Genomic DNA, 24,746 nt, shown 5'->3' with positions numbered 1-24,746 from the left:
ACGGCTTCCGGACCGTGCTTCCACCTGACCGTGTTCGCGGATGCGTGAGCGTGTTCCACGTGGAACGGGCCGCGTGAGAAACAACGGGGCAAGCAGAAGTGGTTCACGCCAGATGCTGGAGCGGTGCTCGCCGCATGCGCGAGATGACGTGAACGTGTTCCACGTGGAACGGGCCATGCGGGCCTGCCGTCTTGATGGGGTGCCGTTGTCCGCGATGGATGCCGGGCCTTTCTCCGCGCAGGTGCTCGCGACCGCATGCGCGTGTTCCACGTGGAACGGCTTGGCCTGTGTTGGGCCATGACTCGGAGCCGTCGTTGTCCGCGCCAGATGCTGGGCCTTCTTTCGCGCCGCCTGTTCGAAACGGTGTGGCGGGGTTCGCGTGAAGCAGCGGCGCTGACCCACGGACTTGGGCTGATGGGATCCGCCCTGAATGCCGCGCTTCGCATCGTGTGCTCGCCGCCGCGTGCGCGTGTTCCACGTGGAACCTGCTGGCACGTGTGCGCGGCCTTGGGTTGGCGTGGTCCGCGAAACGCGCGGAGCGTTCTTCCGCATGGCGTGGTCCGTGCGCTCATGCGTGTTCCACGTGGAACGCGCGGCATGGATGCCCGGCCTGTCGTTGGCGTGGTCCGCGAAACGCGGCGGACTGCTCCTCCGCATGGCGATGCTCGCCCTCATGCGGGTTCCACGTGGGCCGGCTGGCCTGGATGAACGACCTTCAACTGACGCCGTTCCGAAAGCTCAGCCCGCGCTTCCGCGTGGCGGTGCTCGCATCCGTGGTCGGTCGTTCATGCCGCGCGACTCACCTTCGATGCACCGCCTGCGTTGAACGGGGTTCGTGGGAAGTGCCCAGACCGTCCGGCCGCATCACGCTGCTCGGGTTGGTTGATGCGGTTACGGAATGCGCCTGGCGTGGGCGGCATCGGTTGGTGCGGTTCGCGAAAAGCAGCAGACCGTCCTTCCTCATCGCGGTGCGCATCCTCGGGACGCCGGCTGCGTGGACTGGCTCACCTCCGATGCGCCGCCCGCGTTGAACGGAGTTCGTGGGAAGTGCCTGGTCCGGTCGCATCGCGCTGCTCACGCCAACGGATGCGGCTGCGGGAACGCCGGTCGTGAGCGGCCTCGGTTGGCGTGGTTCGCGAAAAGCGGAGGGGCGTTCTCTCGCGGCGTGGTGCTCGCAGCGGCATGGCGCGTGTTCCACGTGGAACCGCCGGCGGTCGTGGCTGGGCCCAACGCATCCACCTGATGGGGGCACGAACGGGAACCCGGTGACTCGCTACATGTCATGAGGCGCGGGTTCGCATCGCGTGCCGTGCTCCCCATCAAGCGCGGCTCCGTGGTCCGAAGGCGGTGACGTGCGGCTGGTCCCTGCGATGACGGTTCACGGTCGAAGTCCGTTGGCCGCATCGCCCGTTCGACGCCACGAATCCAGGCCTCGCCATCCCTGGTCCGCGCAGGTGCCGGAACCGATGATGGAAGCCGTGCCGCGCGGTGGTTCGCTCACCCCATGCGGTGCGCCGCACGATCCGCCAACTCACGACCCGAGGCCGACATGGCGGAGCAGCTGTCGCCGATACGCGTTCCACGTGAAACCACCGGCGCGGCCCACGTGAAGTGGCGGCGGTGGCACCGCGCTCGGCGGTTCGATTCAGCGGAGGTGCTCGGCGGGACTTCGCATCCGGTTGGGCGCCGAACCGGATGCCATCCGGCGTGCACCGCGAACCGCGCGATGCTCACCCGGTCCCATCCCTCAACGTGGCACGGACGCGCATCCGGTCGGCGCTCCAGGGATCCGCGGAGGTGGCGCTCACGTGGAGGGCATCGCCCCGGATGGCTGGAACGCCTCGTTCAGCGGCGAGCTTGAGAAGCTCACGCGTCCACGCCGCCCCGAATCTGGAACCCACGACTCGAAGTCGCCGGACCGGTGCGCGGACTCACGCGGCCACCTCGTCCCCAAACCGGCGCGCACCCACCCGCGCCGAACGCGAGCTCGAACCGGACGCCCAAACTCAACGCGCTGACCGCATCGCCGCACCAGCCCGCGCGAAATCCCCGCGTCGCACGGACCCACGAAGCCCAACCCGTTCCACATGAAACGCCGGACCCGTGAACCGCGCGAAGCCTCCACCACGAACTCGCCGCGTGCGACCCCCTGAAAAACCCAACACCCTTCCGCCCCGCACGGAATCGCCGCCCAGAAAGCAGCCGAGCAGGCACGCGCAGCCACCCTCATCCGCGCGAAATTCCGCCACCCACGGGTCCCCGAGCGAGGGGCCGGGCAGGGCTTGAGTCCCACCTTGGATGGGAAATTGATCCATCCTCGAACCCCGTGCTAGCTGCCTGATCAGGCTCCGATTCGCGCGCACGTCCGCGCGAACCGCGGGCGGGGCTCTGGCGTCAGCCGGGGCGAGAGAGGATGGGCCACGTGGGTCGTATCATCTGCATCTCCAACCAGAAGGGCGGCGTGGGTAAGACCACCACCGCCATCAACCTCGCAGCGAGCCTCGCTTCCGCGGAGCGCCGCACCCTGCTGGTGGACATGGACCCCCAGGGCAACGCCGGTAGCGGCCTGGGCCTCAAGCGCGAGAACCTCACCGGCACCGTCTACGACGCGCTCCTCGGCGGCCGCCCCGCAGCCGAGCTCATCCACCCCACCGAGCTGCGCTTCCTCCAGGTCATCCCCGCCACGCCCGACCTCACCGGCGCGGAAGTCGAACTCGTCAACCAGGAGCGCCGCGAGTTCCGCCTGCGCGAAGCCCTGCTGCCGCTCAAGGACAAGTACGATTACATCATCATCGACTGTCCGCCCTCGCTCGGCCTGCTCACGCTCAACGCGCTCGTGACCGCGGACTCCGTCCTCATCCCGCTCCAGTGCGAGTACTACGCGCTCGAGGGACTCTCCCAGCTCACGCACACCATCGACCTGGTCAAGCAGGGGCTCAACCCCTCGCTGAAGATGGAGGGCATCCTCCTGACCATGTTCGACGCTCGCGCCAACATCGCCCACCAGGTCGTGGACGAGGTGCGCGGCTACTTCAAGGACCAGGTCTTCCAGGCCGTCGTGCCGCGCAACGTGCGCCTGTCCGAGTGCCCGTCCTTCGGCAAGCCGATCATCCTGTACGACATCAAGTCCAAGGGCTGCGAGAGCTACCTGGCCCTGGGCCGCGAGCTGATGCGCCGGGACTCCCCCAAGCCGTCCAAGCGCCGGGTCGCCTGACCGGTCGCCTCCTTAATAGAGCGATGTGAATGGTGGGACCGGGTGCCCGGTTCGCCGTGAAGCACTCAAGGCCCATGCGCGCCGGCCCCACGCCGGCGCGGGAGTTCCCAACCGCCGTGCAGAAGAACGCTGACACCCAGAAGCGCGCCCTGGGCCGGGGCCTCTCAGCCCTCATCCCCCAGGCCGCCCCCGCCGCGCCGGCCCCCGCCGCGCCGCCGCCGAAGCCCGGCGTGCTCAAGCTGGCCATCGAGTCCATCCACCGCGACACGCTCCAGCCCCGCCGCCACTTCGACGAGACCAAGCTCCACGAGCTCACCGAGTCCATCAAGGCGCAGGGACTGCTCCAGCCCATCCTCGTCCGGAAGAACCCGAACAAGGGCGGCGACGGCTACCTCATCATCGCGGGCGAGCGCCGCTGGCGTGCGTCCCAGGCCGCCGGCCTGAAGGAAATCCCCGCCATCATCCGCGAGGTCACGGAGGCCGAGTCCTTCGAGCTCGCCCTGGTGGAGAACCTCCAGCGCGCGGACCTGAACCCCATTGAAGAGGCGGACGGCTACCGGCGCCTGGTGGAGGAGTTCAAGCTCACGCAGGAGCAGGTGGCCCAGAAGGTGGGCAAAGAGCGCTCCACCGTCGCGAACGCGCTGCGCCTCTTGGCCCTGCCCCCGGACGTGAAGGCCATGGTGGCGGACGGGTCGCTCAGCATGGGCCACGCTCGCGCGCTGCTTGGCGTGCCCCGGCTGCCGGAGCTCCAGAACCTGGCGAAGCAGGTGACGGAGAAGAAGCTGTCCGTGCGCGACACGGAGCGGCTGGTCCAGCAGGGCAAGTCCGCGAAGGGCGGCAAGGATGCAGGGAAGCCGGCGCCCAAGGTGAGCCCGCAGGTGAAGGCGCTCACCGAGGAGTTGCAGCGTCGGTTGGGAACAAAGGTCCGTCTGTCGGAGAAAAGCCCGGGAAAAGGCACCCTGGAAGTCGACTTCTTCTCCTACGATGACCTCGACAGGCTGTTGAAGCTTCTGAGGAAGGAGTAGGGCGTGGCGCTCCTTGGCGGGAAGAAAGACGAAGCACCCAGCAAGCCCCTGTTCAAACGGGAGGAGGATTTCGTGTCGACGCGTCCGGGTGAGGTTCACACGCTTCTGGGTAAAGGAAGCGAGTTCGAGGGGAAGCTCACCTTCGAAGGTCAGGTTCGAATCGACGGCAAGTTCAACGGGCAGATTGTCACCAAGGACGTGCTCGTCATTGGCGACGGTGCCCGCGTGCAGGCGGAGATCCAGGCCGGCACCGTCATCATCAACGGCACCGTGGAAGGCAACGTGCGCGCCACGCAGCTCATCGAGCTGAAGCAGCCGGGCCGCGTGAAGGGCAACCTGGAGACGCCGTCACTCTCCATGGACCGCGGCGTCATCTTCGAGGGCTCCCTCAAGATGGAGAACATCGGCAAGGGTGGCGGTAACCCGCCCCCGCCCGGAGAGAAGAAGTAACGGTGCGCATGTTCGCGTCCCACGCGCGGAAGGTCCCGGGGCTCATCGGCCTCGGGGTCGTCTCGCTCGGTGTCCTGTTTGGCGGCTGCGAGGGTTGCCAGAAGAAGACGCCGGTCGATGACATCCATGCGGAGGACGCGGGGCTGCGCTCGGGCGTGAAGGTGCCGCTGCCGCCGGGTTGGTCCGCGCAGGTGGCCACCGACGGCAGCTTCCAGGCGGGCCCTCCCGGCCGCCCGGCGCTGCGCGTGGATTTGAAGCCGGGGCAGGGCGAGCAGATGCCCTCCTCGGAGACGCTGGCGGACAACGTCCGTCAGCAGATGAAGCAGTTCACGCTGTCGCTGGACCAGGAAGAGGACACTCCCTCCTTCGCCCTGCTGCGCGTGACCATGGCCCCGTCCCTGACGGACGGCGGACTGGGGCCGGAGGCGCCCGCGTTCTTCGGCGCCCGGCGCGTGGGGGACGACCTGTTCCTCTGCGCCAGCCTCCCCGGCGCCACCGCGGAGGAAGTCCGCCTGGCCACCGAGGCCTGCCGTACCATCCAGGTCCAGGCCGCGCCCCGCTGACAGTCCCTGCGTGAGGGTCGCGGCCTCCTTATGAAGGAGCGCGGAGACCCCATGGACGACTGGCGCAAGAACCTCATCGACGACGCGGAAGGCATTGGCGAGCTGCTCGCGCGCACGAAGCGCATCGCCGTGCTGGGAATCCGGCCGGAAGCGCAGGCGGACAAGCCCGCGCACGCCATCCCGAAGTTCCTCAAGGACCACGGCTTCACCGTGCTGCCCGTGCCCACGCACGGCGAGCAGGGGAGCATCCTGGGCGAGCCCATCTCCGCGTCGGTGAAGGACGTGCCCGGCGAGGTGGACGTGGTGCAGGTGTTCCTGCGGCCGGACGACATCACCGCGCACGTGGACGCGATGCTGGAGAAGAAGCCGTATGCCGTATGGTTCCAGCTGGGCATCCGCAACGACGCCGCGGCCGAGCGGCTGGCGCGCGCGGGCATCCGCGTGGTGCAGGACCACTGCATGAAGGTGGAGTGGAAGAAGCGCCACCCGGACGCCCGATAAGCGGCACCGGAGGGGAACCCGGGAACGTCCTGCGCGGCCCGGGTGTCCCCATTACGTGAGGAGCGTGATGTTTCTGGTGGCTGCGACTGGCAGGGGATGGACTTCGGGCCCGGCCCGGGGTGCAATTCCGTCCACGTACTGTCAGCTGGAGTCTCCGGGACTTCCCGAAAGCCGTCCGACTTCCTAACCTTAGCCTCCCGACCTGTGCCGAGCGCCCGCCCGCCCCGGGTCTTCACGCTGTGCCCCTCGTAAGGAGTCCGCGCATGACGCTCACCGAGATGCTTCCCCTCCCCCTGGCCGCCGTGGAGATCGGGCCCCTGGGTGAGCAGCTAGCAGCGGCGGGGGGACTGGTCATCACCGCGGCCGCAGCGCTCTGGGCCGCGTGGACCCGCCCGGCGCAGCAGCCGGCTCCGGTGCCGGTGCCCGTGCGCCGCGATCCTCCGCGCCGCCGCTAGGCCGCTCCGTCGCACCCGCCGTCACCGTCTGGATTCGGGCCCTGACCCGGCGCTCCTGAAGCAGCGCCGGGCGGCCCCTGCTGAAAGCGGTCTCCCGCTCAGCGCTTCATCGCCAGCGACAGCGCGAAGTCTCCGTCCGCGTCCGTCCACCACGCGGCTAGGTCGAGGCCCGCGTCGCCAAGCTCCGCCTGCACCTGCTCGCGACAGAACTTGCAGCTCACCTCCGTGCGCAGACATTCGCCTTCCGCGAACTCCACGCGCCGCTCCAGGTCCTTCAGCCACACGGACTGGGCCTTGCGTGAGATGAGCCGCATCTCGATCCACTTGTTCGCTTCGTCGAACGGGGCCAGGTGCTCGAAGGCCTCCGGGTCGAAGTCCGCGTTCAGCTCGCGGTTGAGCACGCGCAGCACGTTGCGGTTGAAGTCCGCCGTCACGCCCGCGCTGTCGTTGTAGGCGGCGAACAGGCGCTCGCGGTCCTTGATCAGGTCCGTGCCCAGCAGCAGTCCGTCACCGGGCTCCAGTCCGGACGCCAGCTCGCGCAGGAACAGCGCGCGCTGCGCGGGCTTCAGGTTGCCAATGGTGCCGCCCAGGAAGGCGACGAGCCGCCGGCCGCCGCCCGGGATGCGGCCCAGGTGCTGCTCGAAGTCGCCCACCACCGCGTGCACGGCGATGCGCGGGTACTCGCGAGCGAGTCCCTCCGCGGCCTTGCGCAGGAAGGCCTCGCTCACGTCGAAGGGCACGAAGCGCTTGAGCTGTCCGGCCGCGTCCATCGCGTCCAACAGGAGGCGCGTCTTCTCACTGGTGCCGCTGCCCAATTCCACCAGCGTGTCCGCGCCGCTCAGCCGCGCCACGTCGTCCGCGTGGGCGCGGAGAATCTCGCGCTCGCGGCGCGTGGGGTAGTACTCCGGCAGGCGGGTGATGTCGTCGAAGAGCTGGCTGCCGCGCTCGTCGTAGAGCCACTTGGGGCTCAGCTCCTTGGGCCCATGGCAGAGCCCCTCCAGCACCTCCGCGCGCAGCGAACGCCGCGCGTCCCCGGGTTGCACGTGCACGTCCACCTTCACGCCTGGCGCCGAGTAGCCCTCCGCGACGCGTGCCTCACCCTGCTCCGACCTCATCCTCATGTGACCCTCACTTCACGTCGCGTGCACAGCGGAAGCCGGCGAAGATCTGCCGGCGGATGGGGAAGTCCCAGTTGCGGAAGCTGTTGCGCACCGCCACCGGCGCGCTCGCCCAGGCGCCGCCGCGCAGCACCTTGGACGTGTCTCCGAAGAAGACCTCCGAGTACTCGCGGTACGGAAAGGCCTGGAAGCCCGCGTACGGTTGGAAGTCGCTGGCGGTCCATTCCCAGACGTCGCCCAGCAATCCCCAGACGCCGTCCGCGCTGCGGCCCAGCGGATGGCTGCCCACGGGCGACGGCCCCCAGCGCGTCCCGCCCAGGTTGGCGTGCGCGTCCGTGGGCTCGGCGTCCCCCCAGGGGTGCGCGCGAGTGACGCCGTCACTGCCCTGCGCGGCCTTCTCCCACTCGGCTTCCGTGGGCAGGCGCTTGCCGGCCCAGCGCGCGTACGCGTCCGCCTCGTACCAGGACACGTGCTGCACGGGTTCGTCCTTGGGCAGACGCTCCACCGTGCCGAAGCGGCGGCGCAGCCAGACGTGGTGGCCCTGCGGACTCCAGAAGAGCGGATGGCGGATCTTCTCCGACTGGATCCACGCGAAGCCCTTCGGATCCCACCAGCGCGGATCCTCGTAGCCGCCGGACTCCACGAACACGAGGAAGTCCCCCGTGGTGACGGGGTGCGCGTCCAGGAGGAAGGGCGCCACGTCCACGACGTGACGGGGGCGCTCGTTGTCGTAGGCCCACGGGTCGCCGCCGCCCAGGTGCACCGGGCCGCCGGGGATGAAGACCTCGTGCTGCGGCACCGCGCCGGGCTGGGGGCGCAGGGCCTCCACCGGGTGGTACTCCACGTGCGTCATCAGCTGCAGCGTGGCGGCCAGCGTCTCCGCGTGCTGCTGCTCGTGCTGCGCCACCATGCCGAAGGCGAAGCCGCCGTGGAGCAGCGGATCCGCGCTGTCCTCGGGCAGCGTCTCCAGGTGCGCGCCCACCGCCTCGCGCACGCGGGTGGCGTAGGCCCAGGCGTCCTCCGGCTCCAGCAGGGGCAGCGTGGAGCGCGTGTTTCGCGGGTGGCGGAAGGCGTCGTAGATGGCGTCGAACGCCGGATCCGTGAAGGCCGGAGCCCCCAGCGCGCGCAAGAGCCACTGCTCCTCGTAGTTGGCCACGTGGGCCACGTCCCAGACCAACGGGGACATGAGCGGCGAGTGCTGCCGCATCAACTCCGCCTCCGGCAGCGGCGCGAGCATCGCCTGGATGCGCTCACGCCCCGCCTCCAGCTCCCGCCACGCCCGGGCCTTCCACGACACGGCCTGGCGGACGCGGGCACTCCCCTGTTCCTGGCTCCTCAGCGACATGGTCGGCCCAAGGTAGGAAGGGGCTCCAGGCCCCGCTAACCCCCCGGGCCCCCCTGGTGGGACAGACCCGTGAGGGAGCACACGTTTGCGAGCCTGCTTCCCCTCCGAAATGATCCGCGGTCCTAACGGGGTTGCGGGCACCTGTCGGAGAATTCTGGACCGGAAAGTTCGTTTCTGTCCAAAAGATATTCCGGAAGCGCGGCTCCAGCCTCAGGGCGGTCCGCGAGGGCGGCGGGCCTGGATCCGGTCCAGCAGCTGGAGCAGGTCGAACCGGTGTGGCAGCCGCCACCGGCGCCACATGGCGGTGAGGCGCAGCAGGCTGGCCCCGGCGATGGCGGCGGCCTCCGCCAGGGGCGCGGGCAGCTTCAGGCCCACCGCGAGCGCGACGTAGAGCAGGCCGCACAGCAGCGCGACGGTGGCGTACAGCTCGCCCGGGGACACCAGCGCGGTGCGCTCGCCCAGGAGCACGTCCCGGATGACGCCGCCGCCCACGGAGGTGACGAGCCCCAGGAACACCGCGGACGGCAGGGGCAGCTGGAACGCGAGCGCCTTCTCCAGCCCCAGCACCACCCACATGCCCAGGAGCAGCGCGTCCACCACGTCCAGCGCCCGGTGCAGCCGGGACAGCCACGGCGCGAAGAGGACGGCCAGCACCGCGCAAGCGCCCACCGCCAGCAGGTAGCGCGAAGAGCGCAGCGCCGCGGGCGTTTGCCCGAGCAGCACGTCGCGCAGCATGCCGCCCCCCACGCTGGTGCAGATGGAGAGGGCCAGCACCGCCATGGCGTCCAGCTCCCGCCGCAGCGCGTGCAGCGCCCCCGACAGGGCGCCCAGCCCCACCGCGCCCAGCTCCAGGTAGACGGGCAGCGTCAGCATGCCCCCCGAACCTCCCAGAGTGGCCGCTCCGGCCCCAAGGGGGTCATCCTCCAGGGTAGCCATCTGTCCACCAGTCGTCGGGGTATTCCGGGAAGGCGTGTCCGTGTGGGGGAGGGGGTCTCTATGCTGCGGGACATGGTTCAGCCCGCGCCGCACAAGCCCGTGCTGGTGGTGGAGGACGACGAGGATGCTCGCGCCGCCATCGCCGAAATCCTGGAAGCCGACGGCTACGAGGTGGCCGTCGCCGCCAATGGCCAAGAGGCCCTGGACGAGCTCCAGCACCTGCCCCCGCCGAGCCTCATCCTGCTGGACCTGAGGATGCCGGTGATGGACGGCCCGGAGTTCCTGCGCCACCTGCGTGCGGACTGGCCCCGGCTGAAGTCCGTGCCGGTGCTGCTGCTGTCGGGCGTGGGGGCGGAGGCGCTGCCGGACACGGGCGGCCTGCTGAAGAAGCCCATCGTCCCGGACGAGCTGCTGGCCACCGTGGGCCGGCTGTCCGGCCGGTTCGCCTGAAGCCGGGGGCCTCGCGCGAACGAGGGCCCTTCGTGTGTCAGCCCAGCCGCGTCACCGCGAGCAGCGTGAGCGTGCTGGCGCGAGGGTCCTTCTCGTAGACGAGCTCCAGGTCGTGGCCCTCCACGCGGTGCCGCGCGGGTCCCGCCACCGAGTCGTGCGACTTCGTCCGCTCCGCCAGCCGCGCCAGGGTCTGTTGCAGGGCCTCGAAGGCCTCGGACGACATCCGCCCCACCTCCCGCCACGCAGGCGGTGCGTAGTGGACGCGGTAGGGCAGGACCAGGCGATTTCTTGCGGAAGACTGGGGCACGGGTTCGGTTCCTCGACACTCCATCGCTACTGCGAACCGCGTGCCTGCCCGCCGCTCCCGGGAATTCCGGGCACTTTCGCGGTGGGTCGGTGGTGACGTCTGAAGAAGTTACGGACTCGACCGAATCGTGGGGGAAGAAATGACTGGCCGTATGGCAGGCCTGGAAGAGGGGGGAAGGGGCCCTGGCCGTCCGGCCGGGTGGGGCTGGGCCGGGCCCGGGGGACAAGGTGGCTGCCCCCTTCCGCGCGGGGTGCGCAGCCTTGAGGGGACGGGGCCGCTTCCGGCGCCCGCACGCCCCCGAGGAGGCACACCATGGCACGGAGGACTTCCACTCCCTGGTCGCTGACGAACGGGCTGTTGTTTGGCCTGGCGGCGGGCGTGTTGCTGGCGCTGGCGGAGACGGCGCTGGCGGTGGCCGCGGGGGAGGGGCCGCTCGTGCCGGTGCGGATGAGCGCGGCGGTGGTGCTGGGGCCGCCGGCCTTCACGCCGCAGGTGTCCACGGCGCTGGCGATAGCGGTGGGGCTGGGGGTGCACCTGGTCATCGCGGCGGGCTGGGGCGTGGTGTACGCGCTGCTGGACGCGATGCTGCCGTTGGATGGAAGGGGGCGCTGGGAGTTCCAGGCGGCGGTGGGGATGCTCTTCGGCATCTTCGTGTGGCTGGTGAACTTCCAGCTGCTGGGGCGCGGCTACTTCCCCTGGTTCCTGAGCGTTCCGCAGTTCCTCCAGATTGTGTGGCACGCGGTGTTCCTGGGGCTGCCCATGGCCCTGCTCTTCACCGCGGCCGAGCGCCGGCGCGCGCCCGTGCCCGAGCCCACCCCCTGAGAGGGGCAGGATGGGCGTTTCATAGGGGACGTCCCGGGTCGGATGTGGGAGGCGGAAAAAACGCCAGAGGTAAGGTGACATGACCCGACCTTCAGGGTTATGCCCAGCGCCCGGTGCCATGGAGGCGCTTCGCACCCGGGACAAGGGTATGGACACGGAACTGGCGGGAATCCTCGGCTCGGCGGCACGGAACGTGCGGGTGAAGCTGGGTCTGACGCAGGCGGACGTGGCGGACCGCATCGGCATGGCGTCGGAGGTGTATGGCCGGCTGGAGCGTGGCCACATGCTGCCGAGCGTCCAGAACCTGCGCCGTCTGTGCGTCGTCCTGAACATCCCGCCGCATGACCTGCTGGGGTTGGGGGAGGAGTTCGCGGCGCCGCCGCCGAAGGAGAAGCCCCGGGTGCGGACGGAAGAGGACGTGCCGGAGATGCGGCGGCTGATGCGCAACCTGCGGAGGCTGACGCCGGTGCAGTTGAAGCTGATGAACCTGGTGGCGTCCGCGATGCAGCAGCAGAAGAAGAAGCCCTGAGGGGACGTGGCGTTAGACTGTGCCCACCATGGTTGAAGAGCTGGTGAGGAGGCTGGACCTCAAGCCCCATCCCGAGGGCGGCTACTACCGGGAGACCTACCGCGCGGCGTTCCAGGTGCAGACGCTGCGGGGACGCAGGTCCGCGGGGACGGCCATCTACTATCTGTTGCAGCGGGGGGAGTTCTCCGCGTGGCACCGGGTGGTGGGCGCGGACGAGCTGTGGCTGTTCCACGACGGAGAGCCGCTGGCGTTGCACCTGGTGCACGAGGACGGCCGGGTGGAGTCCCCGGTGTTGGGGCGGGACGTGACGCAGGGCCATCAGCCGCAGGTGCTGGTGCCGGCGGGGGTGCTGCAGGCGGCGGAGTCGCTGGGCGCGTACACGCTGGTGGGCTGCACGGTGTCGCCGGGGTTCGAGTTCGCGGACTTCGAATTGCCGGAGGAGGAGGCGCTGGTGGCCCGTCACCCGGCGCACGAGGCGCTGCTGCGAAGGTTCTCGAAGGCCGGGCGGCGCTGAAGGCGCGGCTCAGGTGCCCCAGGGGCGAAGCGGGGTGAGCAGCCCCGCCGCCTGGAGGCGCGCCTGGACGTCGGCGGCGAGGGCGACGTGGGCGGGGTTGGAGACGCTGAACTTCTCCTGGGTGAGGGTGATGAGCGTGCCCCGGTCCGGGATGTGCTCCACCTGGACGGAGGAGGGCAGCGGGGGCACGGGGCCGCGGAAGTCGGCGAGGTAGGTGACCCAGCCGATGTAGTTCTCGATCATGGGCACCGCCACGAGCTCCCGGTGCTGGTCGGAGGCAGCCAGGGCGAACTCGGGTTCCCACGCGAGCGCCATGGCGCGCACCACTCCGGTCATGACTGGCGCGGTCACCACGCGCTTCGCGACCTCGCTCTGGCCCAGAGGGTCGAGGATGCAGGTGGAGGTCACGTATGGCGACGAGCCGCCGCAGTAGCCATTGACCCCTGAGGTTTCATCCTCCGACTCCCCGGCCCAGAGCCAGAAGTTGGAACCATCCCCAATCCGGTTGCTCTTTTTTCCCAGGAGCTTCGCGAGCGTCATGGCATCTGGTTTGACCTGTCGCTTGCGTGCCTTTTCAAAGGTTGCCGCGGACTGATGCCAACGGTTCCAAGTGGGCTCAAGCAGGCCCATCATTCCGAGGAAGGTTTCCAGGCGTCGAGCGCAGGCCTCTATCGGCTCGGGTCGGATCAGCCAGTAGCAACCTGCGAAATGCGTCTCGACCATGGTCTCAGCATGCCTCACTTGATTGGGGAGATGGAGACCACTTCAATTGGGAGGCGAGCCAACTCAAATGCTTTACGGAGAAACGTGGCGAATCGCTCCTCCGCGACAATCCAGCGGATGCGCCGTCCTCCCGCCACAATGACCTGGCGCCTGGCTTGGTCAATCACCTTGTCAAAACCCCGGAAGAACTCCTTCTGCGACATGTTCTCCTGGATGAACTTCGCGTAGCCCTCGCCCTTGGCCTCCAGCAGCAAGTCATCGACCAGGTCGTAGCCGTCGAAGTCGACCTCGTCGTTTCCTTCCTTGATGCGGTACGCGGACCCCTTCGGCGCTCCAGTCACCTGGGCCTGATAGTCGCGGGCTCGATTGGACATCACCTCATTCACCTGCACCCACTTGCCCGGGCCTCCTGCGCTGCTACTCGGAGGAGGCGGACCCATCGTGGCCATGGCCACCGCCGTGGACGCGAGCGTTACCTCCACCACGCCGTCCACCACCGCCACCGCGCTCACGTCCAACACGCGCGCCGGGTTGAAGCCCGCCTGTGTCGAGCCCAGTCTCACCGCGTCCGGGAACCGCGGCATCAAACTGAGCGCGGACGACAGCCCTACCGTCACGCCGTGACTGACCAGCATCGTCACCGCGAGCACGAAGACGCGCGCCACCTCCGGTCCCAGTGCCTGCGCGAAGGCTTCCGCCGCCTCCTCCAGCTCCTGGAACGTCTGTGCCCTATCCGTCGCGGCCTTCAGCGCACCGCACGCCCGAACCACGGTAAGGAACGACTGCACCCCCACGTACGCCAGGAACACGGCTGCAATCACCGCCGCGGCCTTGGTGAACACAGGCTCCGGTGCCGCAGCCAGCACCACCCAGGACGCAATCGCTCCCGAGGCCACGGACACGAAGAACTCCGGATTCAGCGTGTCCTGCAGCGCGGCACCGATGCTCGCGCGCAGAGGGTCCAGCGACATACCCACCGCGAGCGTCAGCCGGTCCAACTCACCGAAACCCGCACCGTCCTCCAACAAGGACAGACAATCCCCGGGAGACTCATGCGCACGGCACCACCGGCCATACCCCTCCCGCAGCATGAACCCGAATCCCAGGTCCAGCTGCGCCCCCTTCTTCGCGACCGCGCGCACCACCCTCGGTGACCGCACCGTCAGCGGCACCTCCAATACCAATCGCGCCAGCGCCGCCTCGAAATCCCGAGCGCTGACCGGCACCCGCCGGTCCCAAGTCTCCGGCGCATACGTCGTAGTCCCCCGCTCCGTGCGCAACCGCACCGTGGGACCGCTGGCGCAGCCCGTGAGCAACACGAACAACAACATCCACACGTCGGCTCTGTGTGCACGCATGCCCAACAGCATGCGCCTCAAAGACAACGGGGCGGAAGGCCCGTGAGGACCCTCCGCCCCGAAGGGGCACCACCGTCAACGACAGACGGCTAGTTGTTCTTCACCGTGAAGCTGAAGCTCTGGATGACGAAGTTGTCCACCGCGTCCGTCATCCACACATCCACCGTGTGCGTGCCATCCAGCAACTCATGCGTGTCCAGCGACGCGGTCCACGTGCCGTTCGACTGGAGCGTGCCAGCGCGGATGCCCGACCCGTCCCGCGTGAACGCCACGTTCTTGATGCCACTCAGCGCATCCGTGACCCGCGCGGTCAGAGTCACCACGCCACCCACCGTGCCGCCCGGAGCCGGCGTCACCAGCGTCGCCGTGGGCGCCTGCGTGTCGTAGCGCACCGTGCGCGTCACGCGCGTCGTGCGGCCCGCCTCATTCGTCGCGTCGATGGTCAGCGTGTTCACACCCGACGCCAGCGTCACCGACGTCTGGATTTCACCGCCGCCGCGCGGCAGTTGGAACTGCTGGCCGCCAAGCTTCACCGTCGTCGCGGACACGGACGACACCCGAATCACATACGGAAGCGAGTTGTTCGCGCGAGGCCCGAACGTGGCCCCGTCCGCCGTGTCCGTCGTCACCGTGGGCGAGCCGGAATCCACGAACACATGCACCACGGCTTCCGTCACGTTGCCCGCGGAGTCCGTGGCGCGCACCAGGATGCCCTGCTCACCGAAGTTCGGCAGGCTCACCGGGTGCGTCACCGAACCGGTGCCGAACTCCAGCAGCGTGGTGTTCACCCACTGCGTCTCCACGCGCGTCGGCGTCTGCTCGTCAATCTGGCTGATGACATCCACCAACCCGCCCACCACCTGGCCAGACACCGGCGACTGGATGGTGATGACCGGCGCCACGCGATCCACCGTCAGGTTGATCTGCTTCGTCGTGACACCGCCCAGGTTGTCGCGGCCCGTGAGTTGGATGATGTTCGGCCCTTCCACCAGCTCCACCGGCACGTAGACCAGACCGCCGCTCAGCTCGGGGTTCACCACCACCGGGGCGCCGCCGTTCACGATGAACGCCGCGTAGGTGATGAACGCGCCGTTGGTGGCCGGCTTCACGAAGCCCCACGCGTTCAGCGTCGTCTCGCGGAGGAACGCGGGCTGGTTGCCCATGATGACCTCCGGCGCAGTGTACGGATAGGGATTGATGACCAGCGTCTGCGCCGCCGTGCTGCCCAGCAGGTTCGGGCTGGCCGGCTGCAACGTCACACCGGAATACACCGCACGGTAGTCCTGCGCGCCCGTGGCGGACCACGTGTCCGTCGCGATGGTCCAATTGAGGGAGAACACGCCGTCGCCGTCCGCGTCGTCATCCGCGCCAATCGCCACGCCCGCCACGAAGAATGTCACCACGCCCTTCTTCGACCCCGTCACCACCGCGTTGGTCGACGCATTCCGCACCCGCGCGGACAAGGTCGCCTGATTGCCAATGGTCACGCTCGCGTTCGCCGCCGGAGAGAGAATCGTGGTCGTCGTCGCCACGCCCGTCACCGGAGGCTCCGGCGGCGTGTACGTCCGCACGCGAGCCGACGCCGACACGCCCGCCGCGCCACCCGACGCCGCCGTCACCGTGACCTCCGACAAGAGCGACGGCAGCAGGTTCGCCGGAGCGCGCACCGTCACCGTCACCGTGGACTCCGCGCCGGAGGCCAGGAACACCGTGGGCCGGCTCAGCGTGGCCGTCCAGCCCGGCAGGCCGCCCGCGGTGCTCAGCGTGTACGTGTCCGCCTGGTAGCCGTGGTTCTTCACCTTGATCGTGTAGGTCGTCTCCTTCGGCTCCAGGTTGGGGATGGAGAACATCTTGGTGTCCTCGCCCACCACGGACACCTCCACGCTGAAGTCGCCGAAGCACGCCAGGCCCAGCGACGCGAACGTCGTCGGGATGTCCCGCGCCGGGGACGCCGGCTCCCAGCCACCGTCCGCCGCCTGCTTCGTCTTCAGCCACTCAATCGCGTTGAACAGGCGCGCGTTGCTCGCCGGCTCCTTGCCCGCGAGGCACAGCGAGTACACGGCGATGCCCGTGGCGAAGTCGTCGGACGCGTCCGTCGGCAAACGCCCCCAGCCCTTGCCGCTCACCGAGGGCATCGCGATGAGCTGGTTCGCCAGCGTGTTGATGGTGGTGGTGTTCACGCCATTGGCGCCCGGCCCGGCGGCCTTCAGGCCCACGATGGCCCACGACTTCTGGAACGTGTACGGCATGCCGTCGTCGAAGACGCCCGGGGTGGCCGTGTTGATGTTGGCCCGCAGGTACGCGGCCGCCTTGTCGATGGCCGCCTGGTACTGCGCCGCCTTCGCCGGGTCCACGCGCTGCTTCGCCTGCGCCAGCGCCACGATGTAGCGCGCGGTGATGGGCACGTTGCCGTGGTTCACCGGCGAGCCGTCGTGGTCCTCGTTCCACCGGCCGCTGGACTGCTGCATGCCCAGCGCCCAGTTGGCCGCCATCACCAGCGCGCTGCTGTACTGCGTGGACACGTACTGGTCGAAGCCCGCCAGGCCGAACGACGCCCAGCCCGTCTTGGAGTTCGGGAACGCGGACCCCTGGTACAGCCAGTGTCCGGAAGGCAGCTGGTCCGTCTTGATGCGCGCCGTGATGGCGTCCAGGTTCTGCTGGAGCGTGCGCCCGTTGGTCGCCGTCTGCGCCATGTTGTAGCCATTGGCCTTGGCGCTCGACAGGCCGAACACCGCCGCGCCCTGGCGGTGGCACGCGATGCAGTTCTCGTGCGTGGTCCAGTTGGCCACGTCCGCGCTCAGGAATTGGATGGCCTTCTGCGTGGCCTCCGTGTTGGTGGCGGCGGCGGCCGGCAGGCTGAAGGCCGACAGCACCATCACCGCGAACGTGACGAGTCGCGCCGCCCAACGGGGCGACGAACGGGATACGGCTGATGACATGAGGGAACGTCCAGGGGCCTACGGGTGGGCACACCCGGACGCGAGGCTCAGGGCCCCCAGCGCACACCCCGGCCCGTCCACCCGCGCCTCACCTCAGCGCCCCGGTGATCCGAAACCCGCGTCCGGCTGGAAGAAGCACCCCGCGAAAGGCGTGCGGGGCTAGAATACTAAAGCTTGGCTGTAACTGTCCAGGGAGGGGCAAAGCGCCCAAGCCTTAGAAATCAAGGACATACGGCCAGTCGTGCGAGTCCCTAGGGACTCAGCCCTCCTGTGAACCGCGAGTGCGCTTCCACAGCTCGCGCAGCAGGATGATCCCGAACTGGGAGTCATTGAGGATGTACCGGCGCCACAGGCGCTTGGGCTCGTGGGTGAGGCGGTAGAGCCACTCGAAGCCGGCCTTGGCGATCCACTCGGGGGCGCGCTTGGCGGTGCCGGCGATGAAGTCGAAGCCCGCGCCAATGCCGATGGCCACCGTGGGCCCCAGCTTCTGGGCCACCTGTGAAATCCAGACCTCCTGCTTGGGGCTGCCCAGCGCGACGAAGAGCAGGTGCGGATCCTTCTCCCGGATGCGCGCGACGATGGGATCATTCTGCGCGTCGCCCGCGTCCAGGTTCACCATGGGCGAGTCCCAACCCACGACCTCGATGCCGGGGTACTCCGCCTGGAACTGCTTGCCCACCTTCTCCGCGACGCCGGGGCCCGCGCCCAAGAGGAAGATGCGCCACTTCCGTTCGGCGCCCATCTTCACCAGCGGGAGGATGAGGTCGGAGCCGGCGATGCGCTCCGGCAGGGACACGTCCAGCATGCGCGACGCCCAGACGATGGGCATGCCATCGACGACCGAAATGGTGGCCTTGGAGTACGCGTCGCGGAAGCGCGTGTTCGTCTCCGCGAGCACCACGTGGTCCACGTTGGCGGTGAAGACGTAGCCGCCCTGGTGCGCGTCCACCAGCTCGCCAATGGCCGTGATGGCCTCCGGGAACGTGAGCTGGTCGATGGTGAGCTGGCCGATGTTCAGGCGCGGGCGAGGGGAAGCGGCGGCGGGGGCGTGTACGGTGGTCAAGGCGTCGTCTTCACTTCACCGTGAGGTCCAGCACGGTGATGGAGTAGGGGGGAAGGCGCTGCGACAGGGTCTGCTCGGCCTGCTTGCCGGTGGCCTGTTCGGTGAAACCGCCCGGCGCGCCCGAGTACCCCATGACGCGCACGGTGTTGAGCGAGCCGCAGCCCTTGAACTCCAGCTGCGCCTGGGCGGCCTGCTCGGGGTCGAAGTTGAGCAGCACGGCGGTGAGCTTCTTGCCGGACGCGTCGCGGGACGCGAAGAGGCTGGTGCCTTCCGCCGCGGTGGTGGACAGGCCGTTGTCCTGGAAGCGGCCGCCGCGCCCGTCGAAGTCGCGGTACGCGCGGAACGCCCAGAACGTGGGGCTGTTCTCCGCGGGGTACTGCCAGAAGAACGCGGACGTGAGCCCCTGCTGCCCGAAGCGGCCCAGGGCCTCCGCCTGCGCCAGGCCGCCGCTCATGTGCTTCATGGCGCCGAAGTTGTACTCGCCAATGGACATGCCCCGGCCGGGGTAGTTCTCCGCGATCCACTGCTTCACGCGGGGGATCAGCTGGATGGGTTCGGCGATCCAGGACTCGTCCTTGTAGGTCGGATCCCACAGCGCGCGGGTGGAGCGGATCCGCCGCGCGTTGGTGTCGGGGTCGGTGGCGCCCTCCAGGCCCAGGCCCACGTTGGTCTGCGGGTAGAAGTGCACGTCCACGACGTCCAGCAGGCGCACGCCGGTCTTCTTCTCGTGGTCGCGCAGCTCGCGCAGGTACCAGGGCAACAGGGGCACGTCACCGTGCGCGCGGCGGTCCGTGTACGGCGGGCGGCCGGGAGCGAAGTCCGCGGCGGACCAGAAGTAGTTCGTCCAGCCCCACTCCGCGGGACCGGCGATGACCGCTTCCGGATCCGCCTTCCGCACGGCGGTGCCGTACTCGATGGTGCGCTTGAGCAGCTCGTCGTAGGTGAGCGGATCCGGATGCACGTCCCGGTGCGTGGAGCTCCAGAGGGCGGGCTCGTTGTCCAGGATGTACATGTTCACGCCGCGCTTGGCGGCCTTTAGCGACTTCACCCACTCGGAGATGAACTCCGGCGGGGCCTGCACGCTGGTCGTCGTGGGAGCGCCGGGGACCAGGGGCGTGCCGTCGCGGCGCACGCCGTTGCCGCCCGCGGGGTCGGTGTCGTCCTGGGCCTGCTGCGGGCCGAACGAGGACACCGGGAAGCCCACGGCGGACGTGTCCTTGGCCACCCAGCCGATGAGCGGCAGCGTGAGCGCGGACTGGACGTTGTTCTTCCGGTTGGACTCCAGGAAGTCATCCGCGCCGAAGCCCAGCTGCACGTTGCGGAAGTACCAGTCGTTGCCGGTGTTCCACGCGCGGCCCAGCTTCCAGTTGTAGCGGGACGTGGGGTTGCCGCCCCAACGGCGGATGGTGGCGCCCAGCTTCCACTGGTGCGTGTCCGTCGTCTCCTTGTTGCCGTCCAGCGCGATGCCGTAGATGAGCGGGTTGATGGGCTTGGACGGCGCGGAGCAGTCGATGATCATCTTCGACTCGCGGCCGTCACCCCGGCCCATGAGCCCGCCACCGGCCGCGCGTGCGGCAGCGACGTCAGGCGACAGCGGCACCAGGGCCACCTTGTCGAAGATCACCCAGTCCCGGCCCACCTCCTTCGACGCGCGCAGCACCAGGCGGTCGAAGGGCTGACTGCGCGGGTTGAGGACCTCCATGGGCACGACGACCTCCGCCCACTCGCGGTCCTTCTTGACGATGAACTCCGGGCTGATCCGCACGTGCGGGAACGTCGCGGCGCCAGGGGCATCCAGGCGCACGTCCAGGAACTCGCCGTAGGACTCCGGGGCGGTGAAGCGGAACGTCAGCGCGCCGTACGCGCCCGGCAGCTTGGGCCGGTAGAGGATCCACCCGCCGTAGTTGAACATCCGCAGTCGCGCGGGCGCGCCCTTCGGAAGTTCGCGAGGCGCCCAGCCGATGTCCTTCCATCCGGCCTGGATGCCCCCGTCGTACACGGCCACCGTGTCCGTGGCGGAGGGCTGCGCGGCGGGCGCCGCGTCCTTCGTCGAGCCCTGCTGCGCCATGGCCACGCCCGCGCCGCCGCCCAGCACCGCGCAGGTGAGGATGACGGTCCGCTTCCACCGTCCGTGCTTCGTCTCTGCCATGACCTTCCTCAACGCATCCCCCGGAACGAACCCGGTACAGCGGATCAACGAACGACGGCGCGACGGTTACAGCGGGACCTCGTCCAGGTCCTTGCGCGGGAAGATGCGCGCGGGGATGCCCACCGCCACGCTGTCCGGCGGCACGTCCTGGAGCACCACGGCGTTCGCGCCAATGCGCGACCGCGCGCCAATGCGCACGGGTCCCAGGATGCGGGCGCCCGCGCCAATCCAGACGTCGTCCTCGATGGTGGGGTAGCCGTTGTCCTTGGCGGTGCCCACGGTGTTGTTGCCGTAGAAGCGCACGCGGTCGCCAATGCGCGCGTCCCCGCCGATGACGACGCCCAGGCTGTGCACGAAGTACACGCCCTTGCCCAGCGTCACGTCCTTGCCGATTTCAATGCCCATCACCGCCGTCTGGGCCACGCGCAGCACGTGGTTCACCAGCGGGATGTGGAAGGCCAGCGCCGCCTCCCGCGCGCGGTTGAGCGCGGTGATGCGGTACGAGTCGCTGGTCAGCACCACCTTGGCGATGGACTTCGCGTCCGTCGTACCGGTGGCCGCCTTGGCCATCTCCAACGCGTCCGAGATGAGGGCTCCGAACATGGCTTTCATCCTTGGGGATTTCCCCGGCCCTGCAGGTAGCGAGCGAGGCCCTTGGCGACGCCCACCCAGCCGCCGGCCTCCGTGCGGGCCCCGCGCAGGTACTCCATGCCGTACGCCACGGAGGTGCCCGCGTACGCGGCGCCCGTGAGCCCCAGCTTGTCCGCCACGCTGGAGGCCTTCACCACGGCCTCCGTCAGCCGGCGGGACGCTTGCGGCGCCACCACCGCGGAGGCGAGCAGCGGGCGCGAGAGCAGGTTCGTCTCGAAGAAGAGGCGCCACGGGTTCACGCCCTTCACGTCCGGGTGCTTCACGGAGACGTGGGTGTCGAACATGCCGTAGCGGTGGGCGCGGCGGATCCACTTCTCGAAGCTGACGTGGTCGCTGCCGTGCAGCACGTACGCGTCCGGCGCGAAGAGGAACGCGCAGCCGGCCTTCTCCAGGCGCACGCCCAGCTCCACGTCCTCGGACTGGCCCAGCGTCTTGTCGAAGCCGCCCACGCCCACGTAGTCCGCGCGGGGGAAGGACACGTTGCCCGTGTACAGGTGGTTGCCGCGCGCCTTCACGCCGGGGACGGAGAGCTCCTCGGCCATGCGGTTGTTGAGGTGCGCGTACCAGCGCTCGAAGAGGGGCATCTCCCCGATTTCGGGATCCGGCCGGATGCGGCCCAGCACCACGTTGCGCGAGCCCTGCGGATGGTGGGCCAGGTGGCGCGCCAGGAAGTCGGAGGCCACCTGCATGTCGTCATCCGTGACGAGCACGGTGGCGCCCCGAGCGGCCAGCACGCCCCGGTGCCGAGCGGCGGCGGCGCCCGCGTTCTGCTGCACCTCCACGCGCAGGGTGTAGGGCAGCTTCAGCTCGGAGAGCGGGCCCTTCACGTCGGAGGCGGAGCCGTCGTCCACCACCACCACCTCGAACTCCTCGGGCGGCAGCGTCTGGCCGGCGAGCTGCTGGAGCAGACGGGTGATGAGGGGCAGCCGGTTGTACGTGGCGATGACGACGCTGAGCCGGGGGGCCGGGACAGCGGGGGAGTCGGAAGGGCTCATGGCTTCTTCTTCTGGGCGGCGTCAGCGGCGGCGCGCTTCTGCTTCTTGGTCGGACGCGGGAAGGTGACGCTGCCGGCGAAGCGGTCCTCGCCCACCAGGGCGAGGGTCTTCTGCGCGGAGCCGAAGTCCGTCTCGCCCAGGGTGACGACCAGCAGGGCGGTGTCCGCGGCCAGGGCCAGCGGGAGGCTCGCCGGGTGGGTGATGAGCGAGTCGATGACCACGACCACGCGCTCGCCCTGCTCCACGCGGCGGCGCACCTCCTGGACCATGCGCGGGGCGCCGGCGGGCTCGATGCCGGTGGCGTCCACCAGGCGCAGGGGAGGTTCCGGGTAGGGCGCACCGGCCTCCATCAGGGCCTGGGCCGCGTCCTGCGCGGGGGCACCGGGATGGGCGGGGACGACCACCAGGTAGTTCCAGGCGCGGCGGTCCAGCGCGAACCACAGCCGCGACAGCTCCGGCGAGGGCACGGCGCTGACGGGCGGGGTCTCCTCGGCGGGCGGCGGGGGGCTCGAATCGGCGGACATGGGAGCGGCGACGGTATAACGCAATGAGGCGTCATGACCCAACGACCCGGGCGGGCGGGCAGGCGAAGGAGCGCGCCACCGGTCTGCTGTCACGGCTGACACCCCCAGAAGGAGCAGGCCGCGCAGGGGTCCGCCGGGGGGCGTAGGGGACGCGGCGTGTTATGGAAGAGGGGTGCAGAAGATCGGCTACCTGATTCCCGAGTTCCCCGGCCAGACCCACATCTTCTTCTGGCGCGAGCTGCAGGCGCTGCCGGGGAAGGGCGTGTCACCGGAGCTGGTGTCCACCCGTCCGCCGCCCGCGCGCATCATCAGCCACAGCTGGGCCCGCGAGGCCATGACGCGCACGGAGTACCTGGCCCCGCCGCCCCCGCTGGGCGTGCTGCGGGCCGCGCTGGAGATTGCCCGGGCCATGCCCACGGGTTGGGCGCGGGTGCTGGCCTCCATCGCGAGGGCGGAGGGCCTGGACGCGAAGGGCCGCGCGCAGCTGGTGGCGTTCGCGGTGATGGGCGGCCGGCTGGCGTCGCTGGCGCGCGAGCGCGGCTGGACGCACGTGCACGTGCACTCCTGCGCCAACGCGGCGCACGTGGCCATGTTCGCGAACCTGTTGTCCGGGCTCACGTACAGCATGACGCTGCACGGGCCGCTGGACGACTACGGGCCGAACCAGCGGGAGAAGTGGCGGCACGCGAAGTTCGCCTTCGTCATCACCAAGAAGCTGCTGGCGGAGGTGCGCCAGGAGCTGGCGGGGAGCCTGCCAGACCGCATCGAGCTGGCGCCCATGGGCGTGGAGCTGTCGCGCTTCCAGCGCTCGGTGGCCTACGAGCCGTGGTCCGGTGAAGGCCCGCTGCGGCTGTTCGCGTGCGGCCGGCTGAACCCGTGCAAGGGGCACGCGGACCTCATCGACGCGGTGGGGATGCTGCGCAAGAAGGGCATCGACGCGCGGCTGTCCATCGCGGGCGAGGACGAGGCGGGCGGCACCACGTACCGCAAGGTGCTGGAGGCGAAGCTCGCGCAGGACGGCCTCACGGACGCGGTGACGCTGCTGGGCGCGGTGAGCGAGGACGTGGTGAAGGACGGCATCCAGCGCTCGCACCTGTTCTCGCTTGCGAGCCTCCAGGAGCCGCTGGGCGTGGCCATCATGGAGGCCATGGCCATGCGCGCGCCGGTGGTGGTGACGGGCGCGGGCGGCGTGAAGGAGCTGGTGGACGACGGCGTGGACGGCGTGCTGGTGCCGCCGCAGGCGCCCGCGGTGCTGGCGGAGAAGCTGGAGAAGCTGGCGCGGGACCCGGCCGAAGCGGTGCGGCTGGGCGAGGCCGGCCGCCGCAAGGTGGAGGAGCAGTTCAGCAGCGAGCGCAGCGCGGACATGCTGGCGCGGATGCTGGCGTAGCCGGCTTCAGCGCACGGCCTTCCAGAAGAACAGGGCGGTGGCGCGCTTGTTCCGCTTGTCGCCCTGCCCGAAGTACGCGGTCGCCGAGTGCACGAAGTCGGCTCGGTAGACGATGAGGCGGTTGAAGACGTTCTCCACCTCCATGTCCTGCGCCCAGGCGTTGGCGGGCAGCTTCGTCACCCCGAAGGCCTGGGTGAGGTTGACGCAGCCGGGAGGGCAGGTGTTGCCGCCCAGGCCGCCGCCGGGCATGCGCAGCCGGTAGAAGGACGTGCCCACGTGCTTCACGGGCGGCTTCGGGTGCAGGTAGATGACGCCCGCGAAGTCGCACAGCGCCAGCGAGTCCACGTGCGGCTTCGCGGTGGACTCCTTCTCCCCCACGAGCTGCACGTGGTTGTGGGACAGAGAGCCTTTCGCCGGAGCCTCCTGCTTGAGGGCGCGCACGCCGGCTTGTTCGCGGATCCACTTCTCGATGGGGGCCAGCTCCGCGGGCGTGAGCGCGTGGGGCGCGCGGATGCCGGGCCAGATTTCAGGCCGCCACGGGGCGCCCATCGTCCAGTCCTCGCGGGCCAGGTTGCGCTCGTAGACCTCCAGCGCGTTGGGCAGGGCGTTGTCCTTGATCCAGTAGTCCCGTCCCAGCTTCGGCTTCCGATAGGGAAGCACGTCGCGGACGGCCGACTCCGGGCGCCGTTGTTCGAGCATGAGCGATTGCCGCCTTCCTGCTCACGCGG

The 24,746-nt window shown here is 69.5% G+C and carries 24 protein-coding genes; 11 read left to right on the top strand and 13 right to left on the bottom strand.

Features of this window, described 5'->3' with window-relative positions; all coding sequences use genetic code 11:
* Positions 1 to 2,422: 2,422 nt before the first annotated feature.
* The 6 genes from GTZ93_RS35150 to GTZ93_RS35125 all read left to right on the top strand — a co-directional run bounded on the left by GTZ93_RS35150 (position 2,423) and on the right by GTZ93_RS35125 (position 6,208).
* Positions 2,423 to 3,214 carry a ParA family protein gene (locus tag GTZ93_RS35150; RefSeq protein ID WP_120579480.1) on the top strand — a complete coding sequence of 264 codons (792 nt, stop codon included), beginning with the start codon at positions 2,423 to 2,425 and terminating at the stop codon, positions 3,212 to 3,214.
* 116 nt (positions 3,215 to 3,330) lie between these two features.
* On the top strand, positions 3,331 to 4,239 hold the full coding sequence (locus GTZ93_RS35145) for a ParB/RepB/Spo0J family partition protein (protein ID WP_121762583.1): 909 nt from the start codon (positions 3,331 to 3,333) through the stop codon (positions 4,237 to 4,239).
* Positions 4,240 to 4,242: 3 nt separating this feature from the next.
* The gene (gene bacM / locus GTZ93_RS35140; RefSeq protein WP_014400844.1) at positions 4,243 to 4,689 is read left to right on the top strand and encodes a bactofilin BacM; all 447 of its coding nucleotides are present in this window, start codon (positions 4,243 to 4,245) and stop codon (positions 4,687 to 4,689) included.
* 2 nt (positions 4,690 to 4,691) lie between these two features.
* Positions 4,692 to 5,252 carry a hypothetical protein gene (locus tag GTZ93_RS35135; protein WP_371878363.1) on the top strand — a complete coding sequence of 187 codons (561 nt, stop codon included), beginning with the start codon at positions 4,692 to 4,694 and terminating at the stop codon, positions 5,250 to 5,252.
* Between the two features lie 51 nt (positions 5,253 to 5,303).
* On the top strand, positions 5,304 to 5,753 hold the full coding sequence (locus GTZ93_RS35130) for a CoA-binding protein (RefSeq protein WP_139923161.1): 450 nt from the start codon (positions 5,304 to 5,306) through the stop codon (positions 5,751 to 5,753).
* A gap of 263 nt (positions 5,754 to 6,016) precedes the next feature.
* Positions 6,017 to 6,208: a hypothetical protein gene (locus GTZ93_RS35125; RefSeq protein WP_120581284.1), complete on the top strand. Its 192-nt coding sequence runs from the start codon at positions 6,017 to 6,019 to the stop codon at positions 6,206 to 6,208.
* Between the two features lie 98 nt (positions 6,209 to 6,306).
* Here GTZ93_RS35125 and egtD read toward each other — a convergent pair whose 3' ends face one another.
* From egtD to GTZ93_RS35110, 3 genes are all read right to left on the bottom strand, one after another.
* Positions 6,307 to 7,329, bottom strand: a complete 1,023-nt coding sequence (gene egtD, locus GTZ93_RS35120) for an L-histidine N(alpha)-methyltransferase (protein WP_120581285.1) — start codon at positions 7,327 to 7,329, stop codon at positions 6,307 to 6,309.
* A 7-nt stretch (positions 7,330 to 7,336) separates the two neighbouring features.
* Positions 7,337 to 8,671, bottom strand: coding sequence for an ergothioneine biosynthesis protein EgtB (egtB, locus tag GTZ93_RS35115; protein ID WP_139923159.1), 1,335 nt, complete (start codon positions 8,669 to 8,671; stop codon positions 7,337 to 7,339).
* A 210-nt stretch (positions 8,672 to 8,881) separates the two neighbouring features.
* Entirely contained in the window at positions 8,882 to 9,544 is a 663-nt protein-coding gene (locus tag GTZ93_RS35110; protein WP_161663244.1) for a trimeric intracellular cation channel family protein, read from the bottom strand.
* Between the two features lie 135 nt (positions 9,545 to 9,679).
* On the opposite strand from GTZ93_RS35110, the gene GTZ93_RS35105 reads away from it, so the two are divergent.
* A complete protein-coding gene (locus GTZ93_RS35105; protein ID WP_139923164.1) occupies positions 9,680 to 10,057 on the top strand; it encodes a response regulator in 378 nt (125 codons plus the stop codon).
* Positions 10,058 to 10,094: 37 nt separating this feature from the next.
* On the opposite strand, the gene GTZ93_RS35100 is transcribed toward GTZ93_RS35105, so the two are convergent.
* On the bottom strand, positions 10,095 to 10,364 hold the full coding sequence (locus GTZ93_RS35100; protein WP_139923155.1) for a hypothetical protein: 270 nt from the start codon (positions 10,362 to 10,364) through the stop codon (positions 10,095 to 10,097).
* A 312-nt stretch (positions 10,365 to 10,676) separates the two neighbouring features.
* Between GTZ93_RS35100 and GTZ93_RS35095 the strand changes: the two genes are divergently transcribed.
* From GTZ93_RS35095 to GTZ93_RS35085, 3 genes are all read left to right on the top strand, one after another.
* A complete protein-coding gene (locus GTZ93_RS35095) occupies positions 10,677 to 11,186 on the top strand; it encodes a hypothetical protein (protein WP_139921869.1) in 510 nt (169 codons plus the stop codon).
* 148 nt (positions 11,187 to 11,334) lie between these two features.
* Positions 11,335 to 11,715: a helix-turn-helix domain-containing protein gene (locus tag GTZ93_RS35090; RefSeq protein ID WP_120564778.1), complete on the top strand. Its 381-nt coding sequence runs from the start codon at positions 11,335 to 11,337 to the stop codon at positions 11,713 to 11,715.
* Positions 11,716 to 11,743: 28 nt separating this feature from the next.
* Positions 11,744 to 12,229, top strand: coding sequence for a cupin domain-containing protein (locus GTZ93_RS35085; protein ID WP_120580791.1), 486 nt, complete (start codon positions 11,744 to 11,746; stop codon positions 12,227 to 12,229).
* Between the two features lie 9 nt (positions 12,230 to 12,238).
* Here the strand turns inward: GTZ93_RS35085 and GTZ93_RS35080 are convergent, their stop codons facing one another.
* The 8 genes from GTZ93_RS35080 to GTZ93_RS35045 form a co-directional block, all read right to left on the bottom strand.
* Positions 12,239 to 12,952 carry an immunity 52 family protein gene (locus GTZ93_RS35080; protein ID WP_139921871.1) on the bottom strand — a complete coding sequence of 238 codons (714 nt, stop codon included), beginning with the start codon at positions 12,950 to 12,952 and terminating at the stop codon, positions 12,239 to 12,241.
* A gap of 14 nt (positions 12,953 to 12,966) precedes the next feature.
* On the bottom strand, positions 12,967 to 14,310 hold the full coding sequence (locus tag GTZ93_RS35075) for a restriction endonuclease fold toxin 5 domain-containing protein (RefSeq protein WP_139921873.1): 1,344 nt from the start codon (positions 14,308 to 14,310) through the stop codon (positions 12,967 to 12,969).
* A gap of 89 nt (positions 14,311 to 14,399) precedes the next feature.
* Positions 14,400 to 17,249 carry an Ig-like domain-containing protein gene (locus tag GTZ93_RS35070; protein WP_139921875.1) on the bottom strand — a complete coding sequence of 950 codons (2,850 nt, stop codon included), beginning with the start codon at positions 17,247 to 17,249 and terminating at the stop codon, positions 14,400 to 14,402.
* A gap of 259 nt (positions 17,250 to 17,508) precedes the next feature.
* Positions 17,509 to 18,312, bottom strand: a complete 804-nt coding sequence (epsA, locus tag GTZ93_RS35065) for an exopolysaccharide biosynthesis glycosyltransferase EpsA (protein ID WP_139921877.1) — start codon at positions 18,310 to 18,312, stop codon at positions 17,509 to 17,511.
* A gap of 10 nt (positions 18,313 to 18,322) precedes the next feature.
* Entirely contained in the window at positions 18,323 to 20,461 is a 2,139-nt protein-coding gene (gene epsB, locus GTZ93_RS35060) for a GH44 family glycoside hydrolase EpsB (protein WP_139921879.1), read from the bottom strand.
* 66 nt (positions 20,462 to 20,527) lie between these two features.
* On the bottom strand, positions 20,528 to 21,064 hold the full coding sequence (gene epsC, locus GTZ93_RS35055; RefSeq protein WP_169822113.1) for a serine O-acetyltransferase EpsC: 537 nt from the start codon (positions 21,062 to 21,064) through the stop codon (positions 20,528 to 20,530).
* A gap of 5 nt (positions 21,065 to 21,069) precedes the next feature.
* A complete protein-coding gene (gene epsD, locus GTZ93_RS35050) occupies positions 21,070 to 22,107 on the bottom strand; it encodes an exopolysaccharide biosynthesis glycosyltransferase EpsD (RefSeq protein ID WP_120580784.1) in 1,038 nt (345 codons plus the stop codon).
* Positions 22,104 to 22,631, bottom strand: coding sequence for a hypothetical protein (locus GTZ93_RS35045; RefSeq protein ID WP_261778946.1), 528 nt, complete (start codon positions 22,629 to 22,631; stop codon positions 22,104 to 22,106). The genes epsD and GTZ93_RS35045 overlap by 4 nt, the downstream gene beginning before the upstream one ends.
* 172 nt (positions 22,632 to 22,803) lie before the next feature.
* On the opposite strand from GTZ93_RS35045, the gene epsE reads away from it, so the two are divergent.
* A complete protein-coding gene (gene epsE / locus GTZ93_RS35040; protein ID WP_139923778.1) occupies positions 22,804 to 24,018 on the top strand; it encodes an exopolysaccharide biosynthesis GT4 family glycosyltransferase EpsE in 1,215 nt (404 codons plus the stop codon).
* Between the two features lie 6 nt (positions 24,019 to 24,024).
* Here the strand turns inward: epsE and GTZ93_RS35035 are convergent, their stop codons facing one another.
* A complete protein-coding gene (locus GTZ93_RS35035) occupies positions 24,025 to 24,717 on the bottom strand; it encodes a DUF6445 family protein (RefSeq protein WP_139923780.1) in 693 nt (230 codons plus the stop codon).
* Positions 24,718 to 24,746 lie beyond the last annotated feature (29 nt).

Source organism: Corallococcus exiguus (assembly GCF_009909105.1).
GTDB lineage: Bacteria > Myxococcota > Myxococcia > Myxococcales > Myxococcaceae > Corallococcus > Corallococcus exiguus.
Note: the sequence above shows the minus strand (reverse complement) of the source record. Positions and strands in the feature narration are given on the sequence as shown.

Bases quoted from the DNA above. Each gene is read 5' to 3' on its own strand.
- GTZ93_RS35130 (WP_139923161.1), top strand. From the start codon at position 5,304: ATGGACGACTGGCGCAAGAACCTCATCGACGACGCGGAAGGCATTGGC.
- GTZ93_RS35125 (WP_120581284.1), top strand. From the start codon at position 6,017: ATGACGCTCACCGAGATGCTTCCCCTCCCCCTGGCCGCCGTGGAGATC.
- egtD (WP_120581285.1), bottom strand. From the start codon at position 7,329: ATGAGGATGAGGTCGGAGCAGGGTGAGGCACGCGTCGCGGAGGGCTAC.
- egtB (WP_139923159.1), bottom strand. From the start codon at position 8,671: ATGTCGCTGAGGAGCCAGGAACAGGGGAGTGCCCGCGTCCGCCAGGCC.
- GTZ93_RS35110 (WP_161663244.1), bottom strand. From the start codon at position 9,544: ATGCTGACGCTGCCCGTCTACCTGGAGCTGGGCGCGGTGGGGCTGGGC.
- GTZ93_RS35105 (WP_139923164.1), top strand. From the start codon at position 9,680: ATGGTTCAGCCCGCGCCGCACAAGCCCGTGCTGGTGGTGGAGGACGAC.
- GTZ93_RS35095 (WP_139921869.1), top strand. From the start codon at position 10,677: ATGGCACGGAGGACTTCCACTCCCTGGTCGCTGACGAACGGGCTGTTG.
- GTZ93_RS35090 (WP_120564778.1), top strand. From the start codon at position 11,335: ATGGACACGGAACTGGCGGGAATCCTCGGCTCGGCGGCACGGAACGTG.
- GTZ93_RS35085 (WP_120580791.1), top strand. From the start codon at position 11,744: ATGGTTGAAGAGCTGGTGAGGAGGCTGGACCTCAAGCCCCATCCCGAG.
- GTZ93_RS35080 (WP_139921871.1), bottom strand. From the start codon at position 12,952: ATGGTCGAGACGCATTTCGCAGGTTGCTACTGGCTGATCCGACCCGAG.
- GTZ93_RS35075 (WP_139921873.1), bottom strand. From the start codon at position 14,310: ATGCGTGCACACAGAGCCGACGTGTGGATGTTGTTGTTCGTGTTGCTC.
- GTZ93_RS35070 (WP_139921875.1), bottom strand. From the start codon at position 17,249: ATGTCATCAGCCGTATCCCGTTCGTCGCCCCGTTGGGCGGCGCGACTC.
- epsB (WP_139921879.1), bottom strand. From the start codon at position 20,461: ATGGCAGAGACGAAGCACGGACGGTGGAAGCGGACCGTCATCCTCACC.
- epsC (WP_169822113.1), bottom strand. From the start codon at position 21,064: ATGTTCGGAGCCCTCATCTCGGACGCGTTGGAGATGGCCAAGGCGGCC.
- epsD (WP_120580784.1), bottom strand. From the start codon at position 22,107: ATGAGCCCTTCCGACTCCCCCGCTGTCCCGGCCCCCCGGCTCAGCGTC.
- GTZ93_RS35045 (WP_261778946.1), bottom strand. From the start codon at position 22,631: ATGTCCGCCGATTCGAGCCCCCCGCCGCCCGCCGAGGAGACCCCGCCC.
- GTZ93_RS35035 (WP_139923780.1), bottom strand. From the start codon at position 24,717: ATGCTCGAACAACGGCGCCCGGAGTCGGCCGTCCGCGACGTGCTTCCC.